The sequence below is a fragment of the Aquimarina rhodophyticola genome, assembly GCF_042434915.1.
In the GTDB taxonomy this organism is placed as follows: Bacteria; Bacteroidota; Bacteroidia; order Flavobacteriales; family Flavobacteriaceae; genus Aquimarina.
In genome coordinates, this window is record NZ_CP170198.1 from 1,372,575 (window position 1) to 1,393,644 (window position 21,070).

18 protein-coding genes are annotated in these 21,070 nt (G+C 32.0%); 7 read left to right on the forward strand and 11 right to left on the reverse strand.

What is annotated here, in order from left to right; translation table 11 throughout:
- Nucleotides 1–15: 15 nt before the first annotated feature.
- From ACE939_RS06100 to ACE939_RS06120, 5 genes are all read left to right on the forward strand, one after another.
- Nucleotides 16–570: an RNA polymerase sigma factor gene (locus tag ACE939_RS06100; protein WP_378187971.1), complete on the forward strand. Its 555-nt coding sequence runs from the start codon at nucleotides 16–18 to the stop codon at nucleotides 568–570.
- A gap of 13 nt (nucleotides 571–583) precedes the next feature.
- Nucleotides 584–1,147, forward strand: coding sequence for a hypothetical protein (locus ACE939_RS06105; RefSeq protein WP_378187972.1), 564 nt, complete (start codon nucleotides 584–586; stop codon nucleotides 1,145–1,147).
- Nucleotides 1,128–2,234: a hypothetical protein gene (locus ACE939_RS06110; protein WP_378187975.1), complete on the forward strand. Its 1,107-nt coding sequence runs from the start codon at nucleotides 1,128–1,130 to the stop codon at nucleotides 2,232–2,234. The genes ACE939_RS06105 and ACE939_RS06110 overlap by 20 nt, the downstream gene beginning before the upstream one ends.
- A 15-nt stretch (nucleotides 2,235–2,249) precedes the next feature.
- Complete coding sequence (locus ACE939_RS06115; protein ID WP_378187976.1) at nucleotides 2,250–2,978, forward strand: head GIN domain-containing protein; 729 nt, start codon at nucleotides 2,250–2,252, stop codon at nucleotides 2,976–2,978.
- Nucleotides 2,979–3,123: 145 nt separating this feature from the next.
- Complete coding sequence (locus ACE939_RS06120) at nucleotides 3,124–3,861, forward strand: tyrosine-protein phosphatase (RefSeq protein WP_378187977.1); 738 nt, start codon at nucleotides 3,124–3,126, stop codon at nucleotides 3,859–3,861.
- A 10-nt stretch (nucleotides 3,862–3,871) separates the two neighbouring features.
- Here the strand turns inward: ACE939_RS06120 and ACE939_RS06125 are convergent, their stop codons facing one another.
- The 4 genes from ACE939_RS06125 to ACE939_RS06140 form a co-directional block, all read right to left on the reverse strand.
- On the reverse strand, nucleotides 3,872–6,232 hold the full coding sequence (locus ACE939_RS06125) for a GumC family protein (RefSeq protein WP_378187978.1): 2,361 nt from the start codon (nucleotides 6,230–6,232) through the stop codon (nucleotides 3,872–3,874).
- Between the two features lie 9 nt (nucleotides 6,233–6,241).
- Nucleotides 6,242–7,036, reverse strand: coding sequence for a polysaccharide biosynthesis/export family protein (locus ACE939_RS06130; RefSeq protein WP_378187979.1), 795 nt, complete (start codon nucleotides 7,034–7,036; stop codon nucleotides 6,242–6,244).
- A gap of 84 nt (nucleotides 7,037–7,120) precedes the next feature.
- Nucleotides 7,121–9,070 carry a polysaccharide biosynthesis protein gene (locus ACE939_RS06135; protein WP_378187981.1) on the reverse strand — a complete coding sequence of 650 codons (1,950 nt, stop codon included), beginning with the start codon at nucleotides 9,068–9,070 and terminating at the stop codon, nucleotides 7,121–7,123.
- Nucleotides 9,067–10,200 (reverse strand): DegT/DnrJ/EryC1/StrS family aminotransferase, encoded by a 1,134-nt coding sequence (locus ACE939_RS06140; RefSeq protein ID WP_378187982.1) that lies wholly within the window; start codon nucleotides 10,198–10,200, stop codon nucleotides 9,067–9,069. The genes ACE939_RS06135 and ACE939_RS06140 overlap by 4 nt, the downstream gene beginning before the upstream one ends.
- A gap of 557 nt (nucleotides 10,201–10,757) precedes the next feature.
- Here ACE939_RS06140 and ACE939_RS06145 point away from each other — a divergent pair.
- Both ACE939_RS06145 and ACE939_RS06150 read left to right on the forward strand, forming a co-directional pair.
- Entirely contained in the window at nucleotides 10,758–12,209 is a 1,452-nt protein-coding gene (locus ACE939_RS06145; RefSeq protein WP_378187983.1) for an MBOAT family O-acyltransferase, read from the forward strand.
- 2 nt (nucleotides 12,210–12,211) lie between these two features.
- Nucleotides 12,212–13,165 (forward strand): hypothetical protein, encoded by a 954-nt coding sequence (locus ACE939_RS06150; RefSeq protein WP_378187984.1) that lies wholly within the window; start codon nucleotides 12,212–12,214, stop codon nucleotides 13,163–13,165.
- A 399-nt stretch (nucleotides 13,166–13,564) separates the two neighbouring features.
- On the opposite strand, the gene ACE939_RS06155 is transcribed toward ACE939_RS06150, so the two are convergent.
- The 7 genes from ACE939_RS06155 to ACE939_RS06185 all read right to left on the reverse strand — a co-directional run bounded on the left by ACE939_RS06155 (nucleotide 13,565) and on the right by ACE939_RS06185 (nucleotide 20,755).
- Complete coding sequence (locus tag ACE939_RS06155; protein WP_378187985.1) at nucleotides 13,565–15,307, reverse strand: NeuD/PglB/VioB family sugar acetyltransferase; 1,743 nt, start codon at nucleotides 15,305–15,307, stop codon at nucleotides 13,565–13,567.
- On the reverse strand, nucleotides 15,307–15,930 hold the full coding sequence (locus ACE939_RS06160) for a sugar transferase (protein WP_378187986.1): 624 nt from the start codon (nucleotides 15,928–15,930) through the stop codon (nucleotides 15,307–15,309). The genes ACE939_RS06155 and ACE939_RS06160 overlap by 1 nt, the downstream gene beginning before the upstream one ends.
- Nucleotides 15,931–15,998: 68 nt before the next feature.
- The gene (locus tag ACE939_RS06165) at nucleotides 15,999–16,589 is read right to left on the reverse strand and encodes a formyltransferase family protein (RefSeq protein WP_378187987.1); all 591 of its coding nucleotides are present in this window, start codon (nucleotides 16,587–16,589) and stop codon (nucleotides 15,999–16,001) included.
- Nucleotides 16,567–17,157 carry a sugar transferase gene (locus ACE939_RS06170; RefSeq protein WP_378187989.1) on the reverse strand — a complete coding sequence of 197 codons (591 nt, stop codon included), beginning with the start codon at nucleotides 17,155–17,157 and terminating at the stop codon, nucleotides 16,567–16,569. Before ACE939_RS06170 ends, ACE939_RS06165 begins: the two co-directional genes overlap by 23 nt.
- A gap of 38 nt (nucleotides 17,158–17,195) precedes the next feature.
- Nucleotides 17,196–18,494 carry a CoF synthetase gene (locus tag ACE939_RS06175; RefSeq protein ID WP_378187990.1) on the reverse strand — a complete coding sequence of 433 codons (1,299 nt, stop codon included), beginning with the start codon at nucleotides 18,492–18,494 and terminating at the stop codon, nucleotides 17,196–17,198.
- A gap of 32 nt (nucleotides 18,495–18,526) precedes the next feature.
- Complete coding sequence (locus tag ACE939_RS06180) at nucleotides 18,527–19,579, reverse strand: sugar-transfer associated ATP-grasp domain-containing protein (protein WP_378187991.1); 1,053 nt, start codon at nucleotides 19,577–19,579, stop codon at nucleotides 18,527–18,529.
- A gap of 30 nt (nucleotides 19,580–19,609) precedes the next feature.
- Nucleotides 19,610–20,755: a glycosyltransferase family 4 protein gene (locus tag ACE939_RS06185; RefSeq protein WP_378187992.1), complete on the reverse strand. Its 1,146-nt coding sequence runs from the start codon at nucleotides 20,753–20,755 to the stop codon at nucleotides 19,610–19,612.
- Between the last annotated feature and the right edge of the window lie 315 nt (nucleotides 20,756–21,070).

Below are 21,070 nucleotides of genomic sequence, written 5' to 3' on the forward strand. Positions count from 1 at the left end.
GACAAATTATCCAGCTTGATACTAACCAAGGAAAATACCGAAACATTAATTGCTAAATGTCGATGTCATGACCGCAATGCACAACTTGAAATTTATAATCGCTATTATAAAGCAATGTATAATACAACGTATCGAATCATAAAGGATCCAACTGAAGCGGAAGATATTATGCAAGAAGCTTTTCTAACAGCATTTACCAAATTATCATCTTTAGAAAAAAATAGCATGTTTGGGGCTTGGCTTAAAAGAATAGTTATAAATGCTAGTTTGACAGCCTTAAAAAAAAATAATAAATACGAAGAAGTCGCTTTGGATGTAGTGGACTATAAATTATCTGATGAAACTTATGAAAGTTCAGAAAAGGAAGTATGCTGTCATAAAATTGATATAGTATTAGAAACCTTAAAACAGCTTAAAACAAACTATTCTACCATACTATCCTTATATTTAATTGAAGGATATGATTATGAAGAAATAGCTGAAATAATGAATATTTCAAATTCAAACTGTCGCACATTAGTTTCAAGAGCGAAACAAAGTTTGAAAAAAAAATTATTACTAACACAATAAACGACCATGATGTATGCAGAAGGATGATTTAGAAACTTTTTTTGAAAAAACTAGGAATGACTTAGATATTCACGAACCATCTAACACCCATTTTGAAAAATTTCACAACAGATTGTTAGCTATCGATGATGGTTTTATAATTAAGAAGTCACCAAAATTAAAATGGTCAAAATGGCTATCCATAGCGGCAACCGTAGCTTTACTTCTTGGTTCTTCACTGTTTATTCTTAATAACTATCAATTATCTAATAGGGAGTTATCTAGTGTTTCTGATGAGATGTATATAACACAAAATTTCTTTGCAACTTCTATAACCCAAAAATTAAAGGAAATAAAAAATTCTGCTACCAAGAATGATATCCATTTGGTGAATGATGCTACAAAGCAATTAGAAAAATTAGAAATTGCTTATCACAAATTAAAAGAAGATTTGGTAATTAGTAATAATGATACCCGTGTGATTAGCGCAATGATCGAAAATTTTCAACAAAGAGCTATCTTATTAGAAAAAGTTCTAGAAACGATTCAAAAAAACAAAGTGAACAAAAATTACTCCAATGAGAACAATATACTATAAAATAGTACTTATACTGACACTGATACCTTCGATATCACAAGGAAATACGCTTGAGGGTCTAGTTAACGAGCACACCATGGAAAAATCGCTGTACAAGGAATTTACGGTAGATAAAGATGCGCTCTTATTCATAGATAATGCATATGGTAATGTTGACATAACCACTTGGAATGAAAACCGTATTGTTATGAATATCAAAATTAGTGTCACTGGTAATGATAAAGAAAAAATGCAAGAAAAAATTAAAAATATCTCTGTTATTTTCAATGCGTCAACTACCAGAGTTTCAGCCAAAACAATTTTTGACAATAAGCAAAGTTCATGGTGGTCAAAATTTACAGATTCATGGAGCTCCACATCATCTATAAACATGAAAATTAACTATTCTATAAAGGTCCCTATATCTAATAATTTAGACCTTTCCAATGATTATGGTAGTATAACATTGGATAAAACTAAAGGAAACGCCAAAATAAATTGTGACTATGGACAGATCATCCTTGGTGAATTACACGGAAACGACAACAGTATTCATATAGACTACACAAAAAATAGCTCTATAAAATATATGAATCAGGGCACTATCAATGCGGATTATTCGGCTTTTGAAGTTGGTCTAGCTGGAAAAGTCGATCTTTATGCTGATTACACTCAGTCAAATTTTGATAGTATCCAGTATTTAAAATATTCCTGTGATTATGGGGAACTTAAAATATCAAATGCGCATTCAATTACGGGTACTGGGGATTACTTAAATATGCAACTAGGCACCGTAAATAAAAAGATAGCCATCAATGCAGATTATGGATCTTTACGTGTCAACGAACTTACCAAATCTGTCAAAATGGTTGACATACAATCAGATTATGTAGGAATAACTATCGGATACAATCAAAACCTGTCTTTTGATTTTCATATAAAAACATCATATGGAGGTATCAATATTGATGATGATGAAATTAATATTATGAAAAAAAATAGTACGAATTCAAACAAAATTTATGAGGGATACCATAGACAAAAAAATAGCGGTAACTCAATACGTATTAACTCTAGCTATGGAGGTGTCAAATTCATAAAAAAATAACTAATTAATATACTTATGGGGAAATTATTTTTAACAGTCAGTTTTCTTATTGCGATTACCGCCAATGCACAATGGTGGGGAAGTACAAAAACAATACGAGGAAACGGGGACATTACAACCATTACCAGATCAACCTCTGGTTACAATACTATAGACGTAAGTGGTAATTTAAAAGTTTACCTTATGCATGGAGAAGAAGGAACCATCAATCTAACAGGAGAAAGTAATTTACTACCGTATGTTGTTACAGAAGTACACCGAAATTCTTTAAAAATTTATATAAAAAAAGGATATGCACTACGTTATGGACGAGCTCACAATATGGTTATAAAAGTTCCCTTTAATTTACTTAATCAAGTAACTCTATCAGGTTCTGGCGATATCATAAGTACTGATCCAATACAAACTAAGAATTTTAAAACTGTTGTATCAGGTTCTGGTGATATCGAATTGGTCCTAACAGCCACCATAACTCTTGCACAAGTAAACGGTAGTGGTGATATTAAGCTTAAGGGTAGCACCCACGAATTAGATATGAGTGTAAAAGGATCGGGAGATATTAAGGGTTATGAATTTGAAGCAGATTCTGTTACTGCTTCAGTTACAGGTTCGGGGGATATACAAACCTATGCTGCCAATGCTATTCGTGCGCGTGTAACAGGATCTGGTGACATATTTTATAAAGGAAATCCTGCGAAAGAAGATACCAAGATAATCGGATCTGGAGATATCACAAGACAATAATAACATATATTTATTTTTAAATTGTCTGAAAAGAAATTCTCTTTTCAGACAATTTTGTTTAGCAACAATATTACTTACTTTTACCGCTAGATTCTTTTTATATGATATATAAAAGGATATAATGTCTAATTAAAACTGAATCCTGTTGTTTTTTATAAAAAAGAAAAATATTCCATTTGAAAAATTAATTCCAAAAGGATTCGTTGATATTCATTCTCATTTATTGCCAGGAATTGATGATGGTGTAAAAACCATTTCTCAATCCGTTCATATAATTAAATCCCTACAAAGTATAGGTATTAATAAGATAATTACAACTCCGCATATAATGCAGGATGTGTGGCCCAATACTTCGCAAATTATTCACGACAAACTTAAAACTGTACGCAATGCATTGAAAAGTCTTAATCTTGATGAGATAACAATAAACGCGAGTGCAGAGTACATGTTAGATGATGCATTTTTAAAGAAAATATCCAATAAAGATATCCTTGAGTTATACGATACTTACATTCTAGTAGAAATGTCAACTTTTAGTCCACCGATAAATTTATTAGAAATGGTGTTCCAAATTAAAATATCTGGATATTCTCCAATACTAGCGCATCCCGAGCGTTATGGATTTTATCATTCTGACATATCACAGTACGATGAGCTCAAAAGTGCGGGTTTCAAATTCCAACTAAACTTACTCTCACTTACAGGTCATTATGGTAAGAAAGTACAAGATGTCGCCAAATATTTGATCAAAGAAGGATTTATTGATTTTGTGGGGTCAGATATACACAATTACAATCATTTGGATATAATCAAAGCAGGGTTCTCACCAAAACTTAGTGCTTTGATCGAACCCTTATTACAAAAAAATACTATATTTAATTAGATATTCTGATTTAGCTACCCTTATTGCCATAACCGTATCCATACCCATACCCGTAACCTCCTTGATTAAATGAAGCATTTAATAGAACAGCCATATTAGGAAGACGCTTTTCTCTATGAAAATTCTCGGGAACTTGCAAAGCTCTTTTATCTGAATAATTTTCTCTTACTATAAAAATACTTAGATCAGAATAATGACCTATAAGTAGTGTATCTGTAACAAGACTCACAGGTGCAGTATCTACTATAATATAATCATAATGCGCTTGTAGATACGAAAACATTTCTCCTACCCTATCCTGCATAAGTAATTCTGCTGGATTAGGAGGTATAACACCTGGAGGCAAAATATCCATAGGATCATCAGACTTATCGCTGTAAATTACATCTTGAGGTTTAAGGTCCTTATTCATAATAAAATTGGTGAAACCTTCGGTATCTTTTCCCTTGGGTAAATCTAAAAAATTATGGAATTTCGGATCTCTAAAGTCAGTACCAATAAACGCTATCTTTTTTCCAGAAATGGCGAGTGTTTTGGCTAAATTAGATGAAACCAAAGTTTTACCTTCTCCTGATATCGTAGAGGTAACAAATATTACTTTTCCTTGATTTTTATTAGAACCAGCCATCAAGAAATCTAAATTTGTTCTTAAGATTCTGAAAGCTTCTGCAATTCCCGACCTATTCGTACGAGAAACGACAATTTTATCATTACTCTTGGTTTTAGGGATCGAACCGAGTATCGGCATAGTTAAAACTTTCTCAAGATCTTGACGGGATCGAACTTTAACGTTAAGAAGTTCTGATATATATATGACTAAAAATGGAATCATTAATCCTACAAACACAGCTCCTACATAAATCATTTTTTTATTAGGAGATACCGGATAGGACCCGATAGTAGTCGCTCTATCAATAACTCGAGCATTCGATAGCGTTACGTGGCTAGTAATTTCTGCTTCCTCGCGTTTTTGTAATAGATATAAATACAATTGTTCCTTAATTGTTTGCTCCCGTTCTATTACTCGCAAATCTTTTTGACGAATCGGTGCATTATATAATTTTCCGCTAAAATATCGATCCTGTGTTTTTAGACTGTTTAGCTTTATATTGATAGCTCCTTTTAGACTATTGAGACTTTCTATCAACACCTGTCGCAGTCCATCAATTTGCTGATTAATATTAATTACCGCGGGATTTTGCTCGCTAGATGATGTTAACAACCTATTCCTTTGAGAAATTAAAGTATTATATCTAGTAGCTGTATTTGTTATGTTAGGATCATCAAAACCTAAATTAGCAGGGACCAGATCATACCTTCCCTCTTGGCTCAAGATAAAACTACGTGTCGATTCAATTAAACTTAATTGAGTGCTAAGTTGTGTAATTTCTTGTAAATTACGCGTATCACTATCAGCTACTCGTTGGGTTTGTGCAGATATATCATTGGTTAAACCAAATTTAGCTTTATAGCCCGCAGCTTCGTCATCGACTTCGGTAAGGTCACCAGATATTAGATCTAGACGATCATTAATAAAGGTAGCCGTTCTGGCAGATGTTTGCTTTTTATCATTAATGGTAGCCTTATTATATTCGTCAATAAGCGTATTTATGATGTCCATAGCCTTTTCCTTAACAGGGTCATTAATAGCTATTTGTAACACAGATGAATTTTTTCCTACTGGAGAAATTGACAAACCATTTCTATAACTTTCTGCTATCCATTTTATCGGACTAATTTTAATTTTTATAGTCTGACCTTTATGCTTCCCTACATTTTTAAAATTAGGTGTAATAACTACATCACCAATACTCGTTTTAATAGTGTTTCCAAAAGAATGTTCACTAACCGTTTCATCATTATCATTTAATAATGAAAATTTGGTATCAGAAAGAATATTAACCTTAAAAACTTTAGAAGCTGTTTGAATGATAGAATCGGGAGCTAGTAAACTAATCTCAACAATAGATTCTGGATAATTTTCAGTTTCGAGAACTCTACCTTTTGTGAAATATTGTATATTAAGTCTTAAGCGCTTAACTACATTTGTGATTAAGGTTCTAGATTTAATAATTTGAATTTCATTCTCTATTTTGTTCGTGTTATTTTCTAATAACCCTAAATCTTGAAAAGCTGCAAGCTCTGATTCACCCATGCTATCGTCCTGAGAAATCATAATACTTGCCGAAACATTATATTTGGGAATAGTATACCTAATATAAGTATACGCGAGTGCTAAACACACTACTAATCCTAATAAAAACCAATACCATCTTTTAAGATAATGGATAATTTGTTCCCTAAAATTAAAATCAGCATTTTTGGTAGTCGATAATACCGGAACATTTTGATTATTTTCACTTGATTTCATAAAGTAAGTTTATCGTAGGATCAAAGTAAGTGAAGAAAGAACGACTCCAACAATACTTAACACTATACCAAAAGTATTGCTATTAGTACGAGATCGTTTTTGTTGTGCGTTATTAGGTTCTACATAAAGCACATCGTTTTGAGCTAAATAGTAGGCTGGAGAATCAAAGATATCTTTTGATGTTAAATCTACTTTATGATACGTATTTACTCCATCGTTTTCACGAATTACCATTACATTAGTTCTTTTACCAGTTATTGTCATATCACCTGCCATACCAAGAGCCTCGATAATCGTTATACGTTCATTTGGTATGTTGTACGATCCTGGTCGGTTAATTTCACCGATAACCGTTATTTTAAAGTTTTTTAAACGTACATTTACTATAGGGTCCTTTATATAAATTTTCAACTTTTCCTGTAACATTTCCTTTACTTGTACACGTGTCATCCCCGCCACTTTAATTTTACCCAACACAGGAAAATCAATATTGCCTTGCTCATCAATTAGATAGGTTGGCTGTGGACTGTTACTACTACTTGACATAGCATTATCTGAAACTTCGGTTGTAGTACTTAATGACGAGCCTTGCATCAAATTAAAAGGTCGTGCAGCTTCCATATTGGTAGCCGATACCATAATACTTATTATATCATCTACTTTAAAAACTCTTGTAAAAGAATTATTTGAGGTAACTTGTTCTAAATTTTTTGTGTTTTGAAAATAGACTACATCAGTAGGAGCCTTACATGAGAATAGTGTTATAATAATTACTGAAAGTAATAGTATTGATTGGAGTTTCATATAATATAATCTTAGAATATAATAAGAGTTAGTGATCTATCAACTAAAATTGATAGTCTAATGATAAAATGTATAATTTCATTATCAAATTAAAATTTTCTCTCTTTTTGAATTGTTCTTATGGTTGTTTTTATTGTTATTCTTATTTGTCTGATCGATAGTCTCAAACAGCGAGTTTTTTGAAATGTACTCGGGTACAATTTCTTTTAATTTACCCACAATTAAATAATCCTGACTCAGTAAATTCATTATACACAAGTCATCAATTTTATCTTTAATAATCGAAGGATCATGATCGTCAAACTTGCTAATCATAATTTTTTTATGATATGTTGGCAAGGTATTTTCTGTATCCGCTAATAATTCTTCATATAATTTTTCTCCTGGTCTTAACCCAGATATTTCGATATCAATATCATTAGGATAATGTAAGCCCGACAAACGAATCATTTTTTTTGCTAAATCAAAAATTTTAACTGATTCGCCCATATCAAAAATAAATATTTCGCCTCCATTCCCCATGGTACCAGCTTCTATTACTAATTGTGATGCTTCGGGTATGGTCATAAAAAATCGAGTAACATCTTTATGTGTGACTGTTAGTGGACCTCCGTTTTCTATTTGCTTTTTGAAAAGAGGAATTACAGAACCATTTGATCCTAGAACGTTTCCAAAACGAGTGGTTATAAATTTGGTTTTACTGGTTTTATGAAGACATTTAATATACATCTCTGCCACACGTTTTGTGGCTCCCATAACATTAGTTGGATTAACAGCTTTGTCTGTAGATACAAACACGAATTTATCAACACCATATTTGGATGATAAATCTGCCAGTTTACGAGTACCAAGGACATTGATTTTGATAGCTTCACAAGGGTTGGCTTCCATTAGCGGTACATGTTTGTATGCAGCAGCATGAAATACCATATTGGGTTTATACTTTTGAAATATAGTTTCAATACGTTGATGATCCCTTATATCTGCTACCAAAGGCACAAAGTTGGTTACCTCCTTACTCAAAAGTTCTTGCTGTAAATCATACAATGCAGATTCTGCTTGATCTACAAGTACCAACTGTTTATACTTATAAAAAGATGCTTGTCTTACAATTTCACTACCTATAGAACCTGCTGCTCCTGTGATCATAATCACTTTACCTTTAAGTTCTCTCTTTATATTTTGATTTTCTAAAGAGATAGGTGCACGATCCAAAAGATCTTCTATCTGTATTTGCTTAATTTGAGAAGCATTAAGCTTACCATCAATCCAATCATTTACTGCTGGTACTATCTTAACCTTAACATTAAGTGGTAACAATTGATCTGTAATTTCTGAAAGTCTTTTTTTACCTATATGAGGTATGGATACAATGATGTCACTAACTTTATGCTTTTTAATAAACTCTGAGGTTATAGCTGTAGAACTATAGACTTTGGTCCCATCAATGGTTTTATCAATTTTGTGAGGATTATCATCTATAAAGCCAATTACATGAACAGATTTATAGCTTTCATTACTTATAGCAGCCAATGTTACCAAGCCAGAATCCCCTGCACCATAAATCATAGTTCTTGTGGTATCACCCAAATTTGACTTGATGTAATTATAGCAATATTTAAATACTAGTCTACTCGTTGTTAAAACAATAATATTTAATAGATAATGAATAAACAGTATAGACACAGGGATATTGAGCAAATCTGGCATCAACGACCAACGACTTGTAAACATTAATGCTCCACTTATGGCTAATAAAATAGTAACTGCCAAAAATAGATTATATGCATCTCGAATACCTGTATGTCGTACAACACCTTTATAAGAACCTATTACCAAAAAGCTTACTAAAGAAAACACTACCATGATTGGTATTTGTACTGCCAAGATTTTACTATCAATGTCAAGTGCAATCCCAAATCTAATTACATAGGCTAGAAAGAAATTAAATAAAGTAAGAAAAATATCAATGGTCAACACTAACCACTTGGATGCATGTTTATGTGAATTTTCTAGAATATACTTTTTTATCATCTTAATATTTTTTTAATTATCGAAATGACTTTTTCAAGTTCTTCTTCTTCTAAGTTTGAACCACTTGGCAAACAAAGACCTTTCTCGAATAACCTATCTGATACACCATTGAGATAGGACTTATTCGCAGCAAAAACTGGTTGTTGATGCATGGGTTTCCATAAGGGTCGTGATTCTATATTTTCTTGAGCAAGCCCCAAACGAATCTTTTCTCTTATCTCAAAAGAATTAGTTGTGATACAAGACAACCATCGGTTAGATGTATAGCCTGATGGTTCCTGTAAAAAGGTTACTTCTTCAAAGTTGCTCAACGATTGAACGTAGGTATCAAAATTCTTTCTTCGTAATTGTACATGAGCATCCAAAACTTCCATTTGACCTCGTCCAATACCTGCGGTAATATTACTCATTCTGTAATTATAGCCAATCTCTGAGTGTTGGTAATGAGGCGCCTCATCTCTTGCTTGCGTAGCTAAATATATTGCTCGTTCTTTAAGTTCTTTATTTTTTGTTACCAATGCACCACCGCCAGAAGTCGTTATTATTTTATTACCATTAAACGAAAGAATCGCTATGTCTCCAAACGTACCGCACTTTATATCAAAATACGAACTACCTAGTGCCTCTGCACTATCCTCTACTACAGGTATATCGTAGTATTGAGAGATTTTTTGAATTGCTTCTACATTATAAGGCATTCCATAAAGGTGTACTGCTATTATTGCCTTTGGCTTTTTACCTTTGGATATTCTATCTTTTATAGCATTTTCTAACTGTTCTGGACATAAATTCCATGTGGTCTCTTCACTATCTACAAAAACAGGAGTTGCACCCAGATAGACTATTGGATTTGCCGAGGCAGAAAAAGTCATGCTTTGACAAATAACCTCATCTCCCCTAGTAACGCCCAACATACATAATGCAAGGTGCAAAGCTGCTGTACCAGAACTAAGTGCTGCTACATACGTATCATTATTTAAATATTGTTGAAGATCATTTTCGAAACCATTTACATTGGGACCTAAAGGAGCTATCCAGTTGCTATCAAAAGCTTTTTGTATATAGTATTGTTCTTTACCTCCCATGTGTGGAGAAGACAGCCAAATTTTCTTTGAATCTATTACATTCATATAGTTTCCAATTTAATAGAGTATAACGTGTCCCTTAAAATGTCTCTTTCAGTTGTACTGTAAAATCAGATTAGAAAAGAGGGGTAGCATTACTGATTTTGTTGTTTATTTACCTTGTTTGTTGTGGCTAAAGTAGAATAGATTCTCCAAAAAACATTCTAAAAAACTAACTTTTAGATGCAATACTTAAAAACTAGGTTCAACTACTTGAGCCCCTATAATTACCCGATTTACACAAGTTTAAAGCCTTAAATAAAAACCAATTTTAACCTAATAATAACTTAAAAATTAACAATACATCCTTTAATATTAACAATACCCTCAAAATGATAGTTTTTATTAACTAATTTTAGTAAGAATATTCGCAATTGTTTGTAAGGCAAACTTCTTATTAAAAAATATTACTATACAATCTTTAAAGTTTTAGCAATACTATAACATATTGATTACTTTTTTACGGGGATATTAGCGGTTATTAATGAGTGATTTACCCCTTTTTCAATATAAATTACTATATATCAATTAAGTATTCGATTAAAATTACATAAGTCTATTCTATGCTATTTAACTCATTGAATTTTTTTATTTTCTTGCCAATAGTATTTTTAGCGTACTGGCTCTTATTCAAAAATAAGTTAAGGTCTCAAAATTTATTTCTATTAGTTGCTAGTTATTTCTTTTATGGATTGTGGGATTGGCGTTTTCTTCTTTTGATTATAGCCAGTACAATCGTTGACTTTATCGCAGGACAATCAATAGCAACCTCTTCTAAGATTAATACTAAAAAATTGTGGCTAGGGTTTAGTATCGTTTTTAACCTTGGGTTGTTAGGGTTTTTTAAATATTACAACTTTTTTATCGATTCGTGGGTAGATGTAATACAACTCTTGGGATATAATATAACGAGTACGTATACTTTACAACTTATTTTACCCGTAGGAATTTCTTTTTACACTTTCCAAACGATGTCGTACTCCTTGGACATCTATTATGATCGATTAAAACCTACTACCAACTTTATAGATTTTGCAACCTTCGTTAGTTTTTTTCCTCAACTTGTTGCAGGCCCTATCGAGCGGGCATCTAATTTGCTGTCTCAAATAACAAATTCTAGAGTTTTTAAATATGAGCAGTGCAGACAAGGGCTAAAACTTATTCTTTGGGGACTTTTTAAAAAGGTTGTGATTGCAGACTCTATTGCTCCTATTGTAGATGATATTTTTGCGAATTACAGTGAGTACTCTGCCTCTACACTGATAATGGGCGTCACTTTGTTTAGTTTTCAAGTCTATGGCGACTTTAGCGGTTATACCGATATTGCAATAGGTACGGCAAAAATGTTTGGAATCGAGTTAATGTCAAACTTTAAATTTCCCAATTTTTCTCGCAATGTAGCAGAGTATTGGCAACGGTGGCATATCTCACTGTCAACTTGGTTTAGACATTACTTATACATTCCCCTGGGGGGTAGTCGCGTAAGCAAGCTTAAGTCTATTAGAAATATCTGCATTATATTTTTGGTTAGTGGTTTTTGGCATGGAGCTAATTGGACATTTATTGTATGGGGTGGCATCCATGCCCTTTTGTATATTCCGGTATTTTTAATGGGACGTAATCGTATTTATATGCACACGGTAGTCGCTCAAAATAGTTGGTTTCCCAATGTAAAAGAAGTATTGCAAATTATATTAACCTTTGCTTTAGTTACATTCTCTCGAGTTTTTTTTAGGTCAGAATCTATAACCGATGCGTATTTATATTTACAACAGATAGGATCAAATTTTTATTGGGAAAACTATTCACATCCACAAGGTTACCGAATGATTGATTATTTAATTCTCTTAATCGTATTTACCTTATATGAATTTAGAATTCGTAGAGACGAACGCTCCCCTTTCAAGTTTAAATCAAAGACCGTACGATTTTTGATTTATACGCTAGTAATTTTAGCGATGTTACTGTTTTATGATGATCAAGTCGATAGATCCTTTATATATTTTCAATTTTAGTTATGAAAAAATTATTTATAACCATAGGCGTGTATAGTTTTTTGATTTTACTTATGTTGGAGCTTCTTGTGCGTATCTTACACTTAGGAAAAGATACACCTACCCGATATGTAGATCAATATAATGTTGAGAAATGGTTACCTAATCAACATGGATTTGCAGTCACAGGAAATAGAAGACAAAACTTTTCTGAATATAAGATTAATCAATCAGGTTATAACTCCTATCGCGAATTTGAGCCCTCCTATGATAAAACTGAAATTGCATTGGTAGGAGACTCTTTTATCGAAGGCTTTCATGAAAATTATTACAATTCTATCGGAAAAAAAATTGAAACCTTGATCGATACCGTAGAGGTGTACGAATATGGCTATGCGGGTTATGATATGGCGGATCAATTGCATTTAATTAATGCTTACAAAAAGCAATTTGATAAGATTGACTATGTTATTTTAGGTATTAAATTTTCAAATGATTTGACACGTGGAGAGTATAATGTTGTACAGGAACGATTAGCCCTAGAATCGCCTTTAAACAGAACTTTAAAAAAGAGTAAATTATTGGTGTATGCAAAAAGCATTGGTTTGTTAGAACCTCCAAAATCTTTTATCAAAAAAATTAAAAATTTACTAATTGATAAGCAAAAGAATTCTAATCAACAATCAAAGCCTGCTATCAAAAAAGAAAAGGATCGTATATATCTTGAGAATTTTGAAAAATTAGTCGCCAAGTATGGCTTTGACAAAAAACGTTTTATCTTACTTCTTGACTCTAATGAGACAAGTCCAATATTTTTGGAATTTTTGAATGCTAATAAATTTAGGTATATTGATTATCATGAGCAATTTAAGGTATCCAAACGTCCAAAAAATTTAATCTACGATAGACATTGGAATAATTATGGAAGAACATTGATTGCCGATGCTATAGCCTCTTATATTAAATGTGCATACTAAACACATGTTATTATATAAAGTAAACTAAAACCTACATACAGCGTACCTCAATCCATTTGGCTATTAACATTGTACAAAATATGTTCCTGCAACCTGCGGGAACGAAAAAAACCGTTTGAAAATGCTCCTGCAATCTGCAGGAACAAAAAAAATCATTTGCAAAGCTCCTGCAATCTGCGGGAACAAAAAAAACCATTTGCAAAGCTCCTGCAATTTGCAGGAACAAAAAAAATCGTTTGCAAAGCTCCTGCAATCTGCAGGAACAAAAAAAATCATTTGCAAAGCTCCTGCAATTTGCAGGAACAAAAAAAATGATTGTAAAACATTAATACCTGCTATTAGGAATGATTTAATCCTTAATACTAAAAATGCACTACCCTCTCTTCGCTCTATAAAAACTTATTCTTTAATACGATACTGAGGAAAGTATACTTTTTTATTAAAATTTTCTGGATGTATTTCATTAGCCTCCAACTTTTCTCGTACTATAGCATTATAAAGTTCTTCATTAACAATCTTTCTACCCGTATAATACACTACATCTTCATCATTGGGGAAAAAGTATTTTTTATATTTATATAATCCATCATCGTCCTCTCTACCTCCACCTAACACATAATATTTAAACTTTTGCCCTCTTGCCCATGTAATGATTTCAATTTTTAAAAAATCATTAGGCCGAGTATAAAAATACTCTGACAAGGTACCGCCCAAATAAGAGTACAAAGTATCATCATCCTTTAAAATTAACTCTGTTGATATGGGTTCACCGTCTTTATAAACCATAGCTATAATAACGCTTTCAGGGTTATTTTGAATAAATTCTTCAAAATAATCAATTGGATGAAAATATAAATCATGAGCATTATTACGATGCATGGTTTGAATATAAATACGATAAAAATCTTTAATTATGTTTTCTGTAATTAAATCGTCATATACTACTAGCTTTAATTCCTCTTGCAGTGCTTTTCTATAATTATTGCGCACTTTGGACTTGTGCTCTTTCCATTGGGCATCTTTGTCAATAATCTTACCCCTCACATTTTTAAGACTAGGAATAAGTGTACCCGAATAGTGTAGATGGTTATCATTGAGACTAAAACGTATAAATTCGCTAATGATATTATTTTCACGATACCAAGTATCTACATGCTTCCAAAACTGTTTGATGTGTTGATTAGTAATAAGGTCAGAGTTAAATAAGGGGCCACTATACCCGTATGGAGATATTACATCTTTAAAGTCATCTCCTAGTTGTGTATCAATAGATCTTGCATAAAACGGCATCGCTATAAGTGGAGTACTATTTTCTTCTAAAACAAAATAGCATAGTGGATGCTTATGCATATTAGAGGTATCTAATAATTCTACCTTATAAAAGGGATTTGAGTTATTTAAGTCCTGTAATAATTTTTTATATCCCATCAAATCATTTTCTCCTCGTACATGACGTACAGAAAATGATATTTGCGGGGTGCTTTTTAGATAAGCCTCTCCCTTTTCACGAACTTTTATTTTTTTTGCAGGAACACCATAGCAAACTGAGTAATCATCTACATCACGAGTTACCAATGCTCCCGCTCCAATAACCGCATGATCACCAATAACCAAATTTTGAATGATTGTAGCTCCTATAGACACTGCTGTAAATTCTCCAATAGTTACCGTTCCTCCTATAGTAGCCGAAGGTGCAATACTCGAAAAATCTTTCATTACACCATCATGACCTAAATTAGAATTCGTATTTAAAATACAGAAATCACCTATAACAGAATCTGCATTGATATTGGCTGATGTTAAAATAACGGTTCCACAACCAATTTTTGAATAGTTGCTTATTCTAGCAGATGGATGTATAACCGTGATAAACTCAAAGGATGGACTTAATTTCCTTATCTTTTGAGCCATTATATAGCGTGTATAATTGTCTCCTATAGCTATAACCCCTTTTGTTATTCCCAGAGCTACTAATTCTGGAATCTTCTCTTCGGCACCCAGTATTTCGTAATCAAGTACATTTTCACCTTTGGGTTTATACGAATCTATAAAACCGTGAATTTGATAATTATTTTGCAGCTCTATTGAGTCAACTATAACTTTTGCATGCCCAGATGCTCCTATGACTATAATTTTATCCATTACCGTTTACTGCTATTTTCTTGGTTACCTGTAAAAGCTGGCATATTAAGATTTGCTTGACTATTAACACCCTCTTTAACAAGCACCTTTTTAATCGTTTTAAATAAAATAATCATATCTGTTTTAAAAGAGATATGATCAACATACCAAATATCATATTCAAATTTTTGTGACCAGCTAATGGCGTTTCTACCATTAACTTGTGCCCATCCTGTAATGCCTGGTTTAACCTCATGACGCCGTTTTTGCTTCGCATTATACAGCGGTAAATATTTAACCAATAAAGGTCGTGGCCCTATTAAACTCATATCCCCACGCAATACGTTAAACAATTGCGGAATCTCGTCTAACGAATACTTACGCACAAAGGCCCCGATAGGTGTAATTCTATCTTTGTAAGGTAAAAGTTCTCCATGATCATCTTTTTTATCGTTCATACTTTTGAGCTTGACTATCTTAAAGAGTTTTTCATGTTTACCAGGTCGTACTTGATAAAAGAAAACTTTTCCCTTATTGGTAATTGCTAAAATTATAATAGTTATAAGCATAATTGGAGACAAAAATAGCAATCCAAAGAATGCTGCCATAAAATCAAAGATGCGTTTAAAAAAATGTTTATACATAACTATTCATATTTGAAGTACTACTTAAAAAAGAACCTAGATGTTTTTTTTGGAGGTGATCGAAATATCTAATTTGTGACAAGATTGATTGATTTAATAATTAACTTTTTTCCCTTTTTACTGAACTTGGGATACAAACTCTCAAATGTATCTTTTGGTTTTATTTTGATGGTTTTTTGTGCTATAATTGCGCCCCCATCTACTTCTTCATTTACAACATGTGTAGTTAATCCGGTAATTTTAACTCCGTACGCTATAGCATCTTGTATTGCTGTTTTAGTTCCTTTAAAACTAGGTAATAATGAAGGATGAATGTTCAAAATTCTATTTTCAAATTTGTTGAGGAGCGTTTCCTTAATGATATATTTATAATTTAATAAGAAAATAAAATCAATATCTAATTCTATAAGTTTTTCACAAATATACTTTTGATAGTCTATCTGGTCATTAAAGTCGGCTCTTTTTAACTGAATAGTTTTAATACCATATCTTTTTGCAACATCTGCAGCTCCGCAAGGATCGGTCTCGTATATAAGAACCGAAATAGTACTATTACCTAAGGCTTGGCTATTATCGTTAAACGTTTTTATCAGATCAAAAGCATTTCTGCCCCAACCAGTTGTTAAAATTGCCCATTTATATATGTTTTCTTTCTTCATCTAAATCCTTTATTACAGCATTGGGATCTACAGCTATGTCTTTGGACAAAATAACATTGCCTATTGTAGCTAGTAAAATTTTTAAATCTACTAAAGGGGTTATAGAGTTAACATATTTTACATCAGCTAATAATCTTTCATCCCAATTCAATAAATTACGGCCAGTAACTTGTGCTAATCCCGTAATCCCAGGTAGCACGGTATGTCGTATTCTCTCTTCTTGAGAGTAATAAGGTAAATATCTAATAAGTAGTGGTCTTGGGCCAATAAAACTCATTTCTCCTTTGATAACGTTAAGTAACTGCGGTAATTCGTCTATCGAGGTTTTTCTAAGTATTCGACCAATTTTTGTAAGTCTATCTTTATCAGGTAGCAACTCTCCATTGTTGTCCCTGCGATCATTCATCGTTTTAAACTTAATAATTTTAAATAGCTCTTCGTTTTTACCAGGTCTGGACTGTACAAAAAAAGGATTTGACCATGTTGTTACACCTATACTAAGGTATACGACGACAAATATGGGAAAAAATAGGATGATTAAAATAGTTGCTGTTACAAAATCTATCAAACGTTTTATATATAATCTATACACTCTTAAGAATTTAATTATAACATCTCATTTACCATCACTCTGCGCTTACCCGATGCAAGTAAGGGAATATCGTCGACATACTCTATTGTAATTTTGGATGATGCTCCGAGATATAGTTTAAACTCTTCAATAAACTCGTCCTCTCTGTCAAACTTTTTATCTGTATTAAGCTTAAAGACATAAACTCCATGATCTTTTTGAATCATTTGACATTGTTTAAGTTCCAAATATTTATTAAATATAAATACCAAGTTTGCTAAAATAATATCACCATCTGCGTTGGTAATTATGTCTCTCTTTCTACCTTGTACGTTTGTAAAAACTGCCTTACCATTAATAAAATCCTTTACCCCTACATCTCCTGTATCATATCGTATCATCGGCATGCTATAGTTAAATAGATCAGTAATGACGATTCTTCCAGGTTTTCCATCTTGTACAGGTGTATTAGATTTTAAATCCAAGATTTCTACATAATAACTAGCTTCATTAATAATAAAATGTTTGGCATCTCCTAATGGTTGCTGCGCAATAATTCCATTTTCGACATTTGAATATCGAGAGACCACATCTGCACCAAAATACTTGTGAATTGATTGTATTGTATATTCGTTTAATTTCTCTGACATGGCAATCATCGATTTGATTTTACCTGGTATAGGCATAATTTTTTTGCGGTCCATGTATTTGCAGATCTCCTCATATGCCGAAGCATATCCAAGCCAACTTACGGTTGATTTTTCATGTCTTAGTTTATCTAAAATTTGTTTTTTTAGGCTATCTTGAGTTAAATGGAACACATCTATAGCAACTACATTTTGAAGCCATTTTGTGATAAAACTCTTTTTCTCGAATGCATTCCAAAGTCTGAAATAAGTTAACTGATATCCAATTTTGAAACCTGCTAACTCTGAAAAATAAATATTATCTGCAGTATTTCTCAATCTTTTCTTGGCATTTTGGTAAGCCATGAAAGGCGTACCTGTGGATCCACTGGTTTGTACAGGAAACCTTTTTTTATTCAAATATTCTGAAGATTCAAACTCTTTAAATTTCTCTTTTATAATACCTTTATTAATCACAGGAAAATCCTCAATAGTTTGATATTTTATATATTCTTTATAATAAGAAGTGGTACTGGTAGCATGCGTAAGAAGATTTTTAAGATATTCTTTTTTCTTTACTACAGATCTCTCTGCCAGAGGATTCTCAATTATGAACTTAATATCATTGTAGTGTTTTTTTTTCACTCCAGCTTTGATAGCATCCATAAGCCAAAAAGCTTTATTTCTTAAGAGTTCTGAAAATTTCATTATGTTCTATTTGAGAATTATTGTAATTAATTTTAAGCTTCTTTCATAATTTCTTGAAACATTGGATGACCTAAATAGCCACCATAAGCAATATCTGGAGTTATAAAGGAATTATTATCGTTTCCTTCGATCAAAACTGGACCGTCTTTACTTATCGCAATATCCCATCCAACAATCCTATCTGGTATTTTAGTTACGGCTTGTATAACCAAATCGCACGCCTCCTTAAAAAACGGAATTTTATAACCTTTAAAAATTACACCAGTATCAGGATGGGAAAGCAACTCTTTACCTCCATATTTGAGCCGCTGACAGCCTTTTTCTTTTAATTCACCATTGATCATGTCTAATGGTACATAAAAGCCACCCGCACTGGCATTATCAACAAAGCTACCTCCTTGACCAAATCTCATCATTGCCGATAAGATGTGAATATTATTACCTTTATCTATGTAGGTATCAAAACGAATTGTATTTATACAATGTGCATAAATTTTATTTATTTCTGAATGTTGAATAACGACTTCTTGATGTACACAATCAGAGGCTAATATATTAGATCCATATATTTTAATATCCTCTTTTAACGTATCTTTAGTCATTACCATGCAACCTACTCCGCCCATATCTGCTAGAGGTTTTAGAAAGATTTTTTTTAAAGATGTTAGTTCAAAGTAATTAGAAAAGAAATCGTATAACTGATATTTGCTTGTTATTGTAAATGTTTTTGAATTTAAAAAAAACGTTTTTTTAAAGTTGTAGCTTATAAGCTTAGGAGTAGCAAGTTTATTGTTCTCTGTAAATAATGAAAAGGCTAATTTATTTCTGAGCAAGGAAGCATATTCATACTTATGAAATTTCTTTGAAAAAGTAATTTTATCTACCTCTTTACTACTAAGGTATTGGTTGTAATTTTTAATACCTTTTCTATATAAAAATTTTCCGAAGTAAAATGATGGGAATTCTTTTTTAAATATTCCAAAATGAATCGCTTCTAAAGCTATCCTAAGGTAAGGTTTCTTATTCCTATCCCTAACAACAGTCATTAACTGTTTGTTATATTTATTAATCATACTCAGAGTCATTTCCAAAATTTAGAAATTATTACTACGCTCTCATAATGAATTATACTCATCTAGTAAAGCTTTCCATACGGTCTTACGCTCATATAACTTTTCTATCCTAGGTCTTGAATTACTGGCAAGTGTATCAATTAAATTCTTATCTAAAATCAATTTTTGCATTGCCTTATAAAGACTATCTGAATCTTTTACTGGAATTATTAATCCATTTTCTTTGTTGGATATTATTTCATTACATCCATTTATATTAGTTACAATACTAGTCACTCCCATAGCACTAGCCTGCATTACTACATTTGGAAACCCCTCTCTATAGCTAGGAAACGCCAGTACATTAGCAATAGCAAAAAAAGGACGAACATCATTTTGCCAACCTAACGAAATGATATTAGGATTCATAGATATTTCATTTTCAGTCTCTTCCAATAATGGGTCTAAATCTCTTTCAAAAGGTCCCACTAAAATCAATTTTATAGAATCATGCTGTTCATTAAGCTTTTTAAAAGCTTTAATTAGCTCATTAACACCTTTATCTGTAACCAATCTCCCTACAAAAATAAAAACTAGGTCTTTAGAATTAATGTTTAACTTATTTCTTAACAAAGCTTTATCTTTTTCAGAATATAATCGTGGATCAAAATACGAGGTATCAATACCATTAGAACTACCATTAGCAATTACTTTAAGTTTTTTTGCAGTAGTATACTTATTTTGAAGAATAATTTCTTTTAAGCCATAGGAATTAGGATAAATCTTAGTAGCACAAGTATAGGTAACACTCTCTACAGCATCTAGCAGTGTTCTTTTTAGACCTGTAGCTTCTAATAAAGGTAATCCTGCAATAGTATGTAACCTATGTGGCACATTTGCTAGTCGCGCAGCGATCATAGACAAAGTTCCAGCCTTTGGAGTATGACTATGTACAATATCTGGTTTTTCATCTCTAAAAATTTGATACAACTGATATACTGCTTTTATATCTTTAAACGGAGTGATCTGCCGAGTCATCTCAACGGGTAGCACTCTTATTCCTTCTTCTTTTGAAACTTCCTCAAGTTTACCATCACCATTACTTGAAATTCCGATCACTTCCATATGATCTGTCATAAATCTGAGTTGTCCTTTTAATAAACCGCCCAGCGAAATGGGTACAGTAGTTACTCGAATTATTTTTTTCATAAGATCTGTGGAAATGTAGTTGCTATTTGTGGAAATATTCCGCACAAAGATAAATCTATTATGCAATGAAAGCCTCCAAAAGAAATCTTAAAACTTTGAGAATCTAATACTAAAATTAAAATGACCTAAAGAAAATATGTTTTTACATTAATTAATTAACAAATTATTAGTAAATATTATTTTAAAATTAACACTTCAAACTTTTTGTTTATAGTATGGCATTAAGCTTGTTGTGTATTTCAACGTGTTAAATATGTGTTTTGTCGATTATTTTAACATAATAATCTTTTTTATTAACACGTATTACAAAAATAT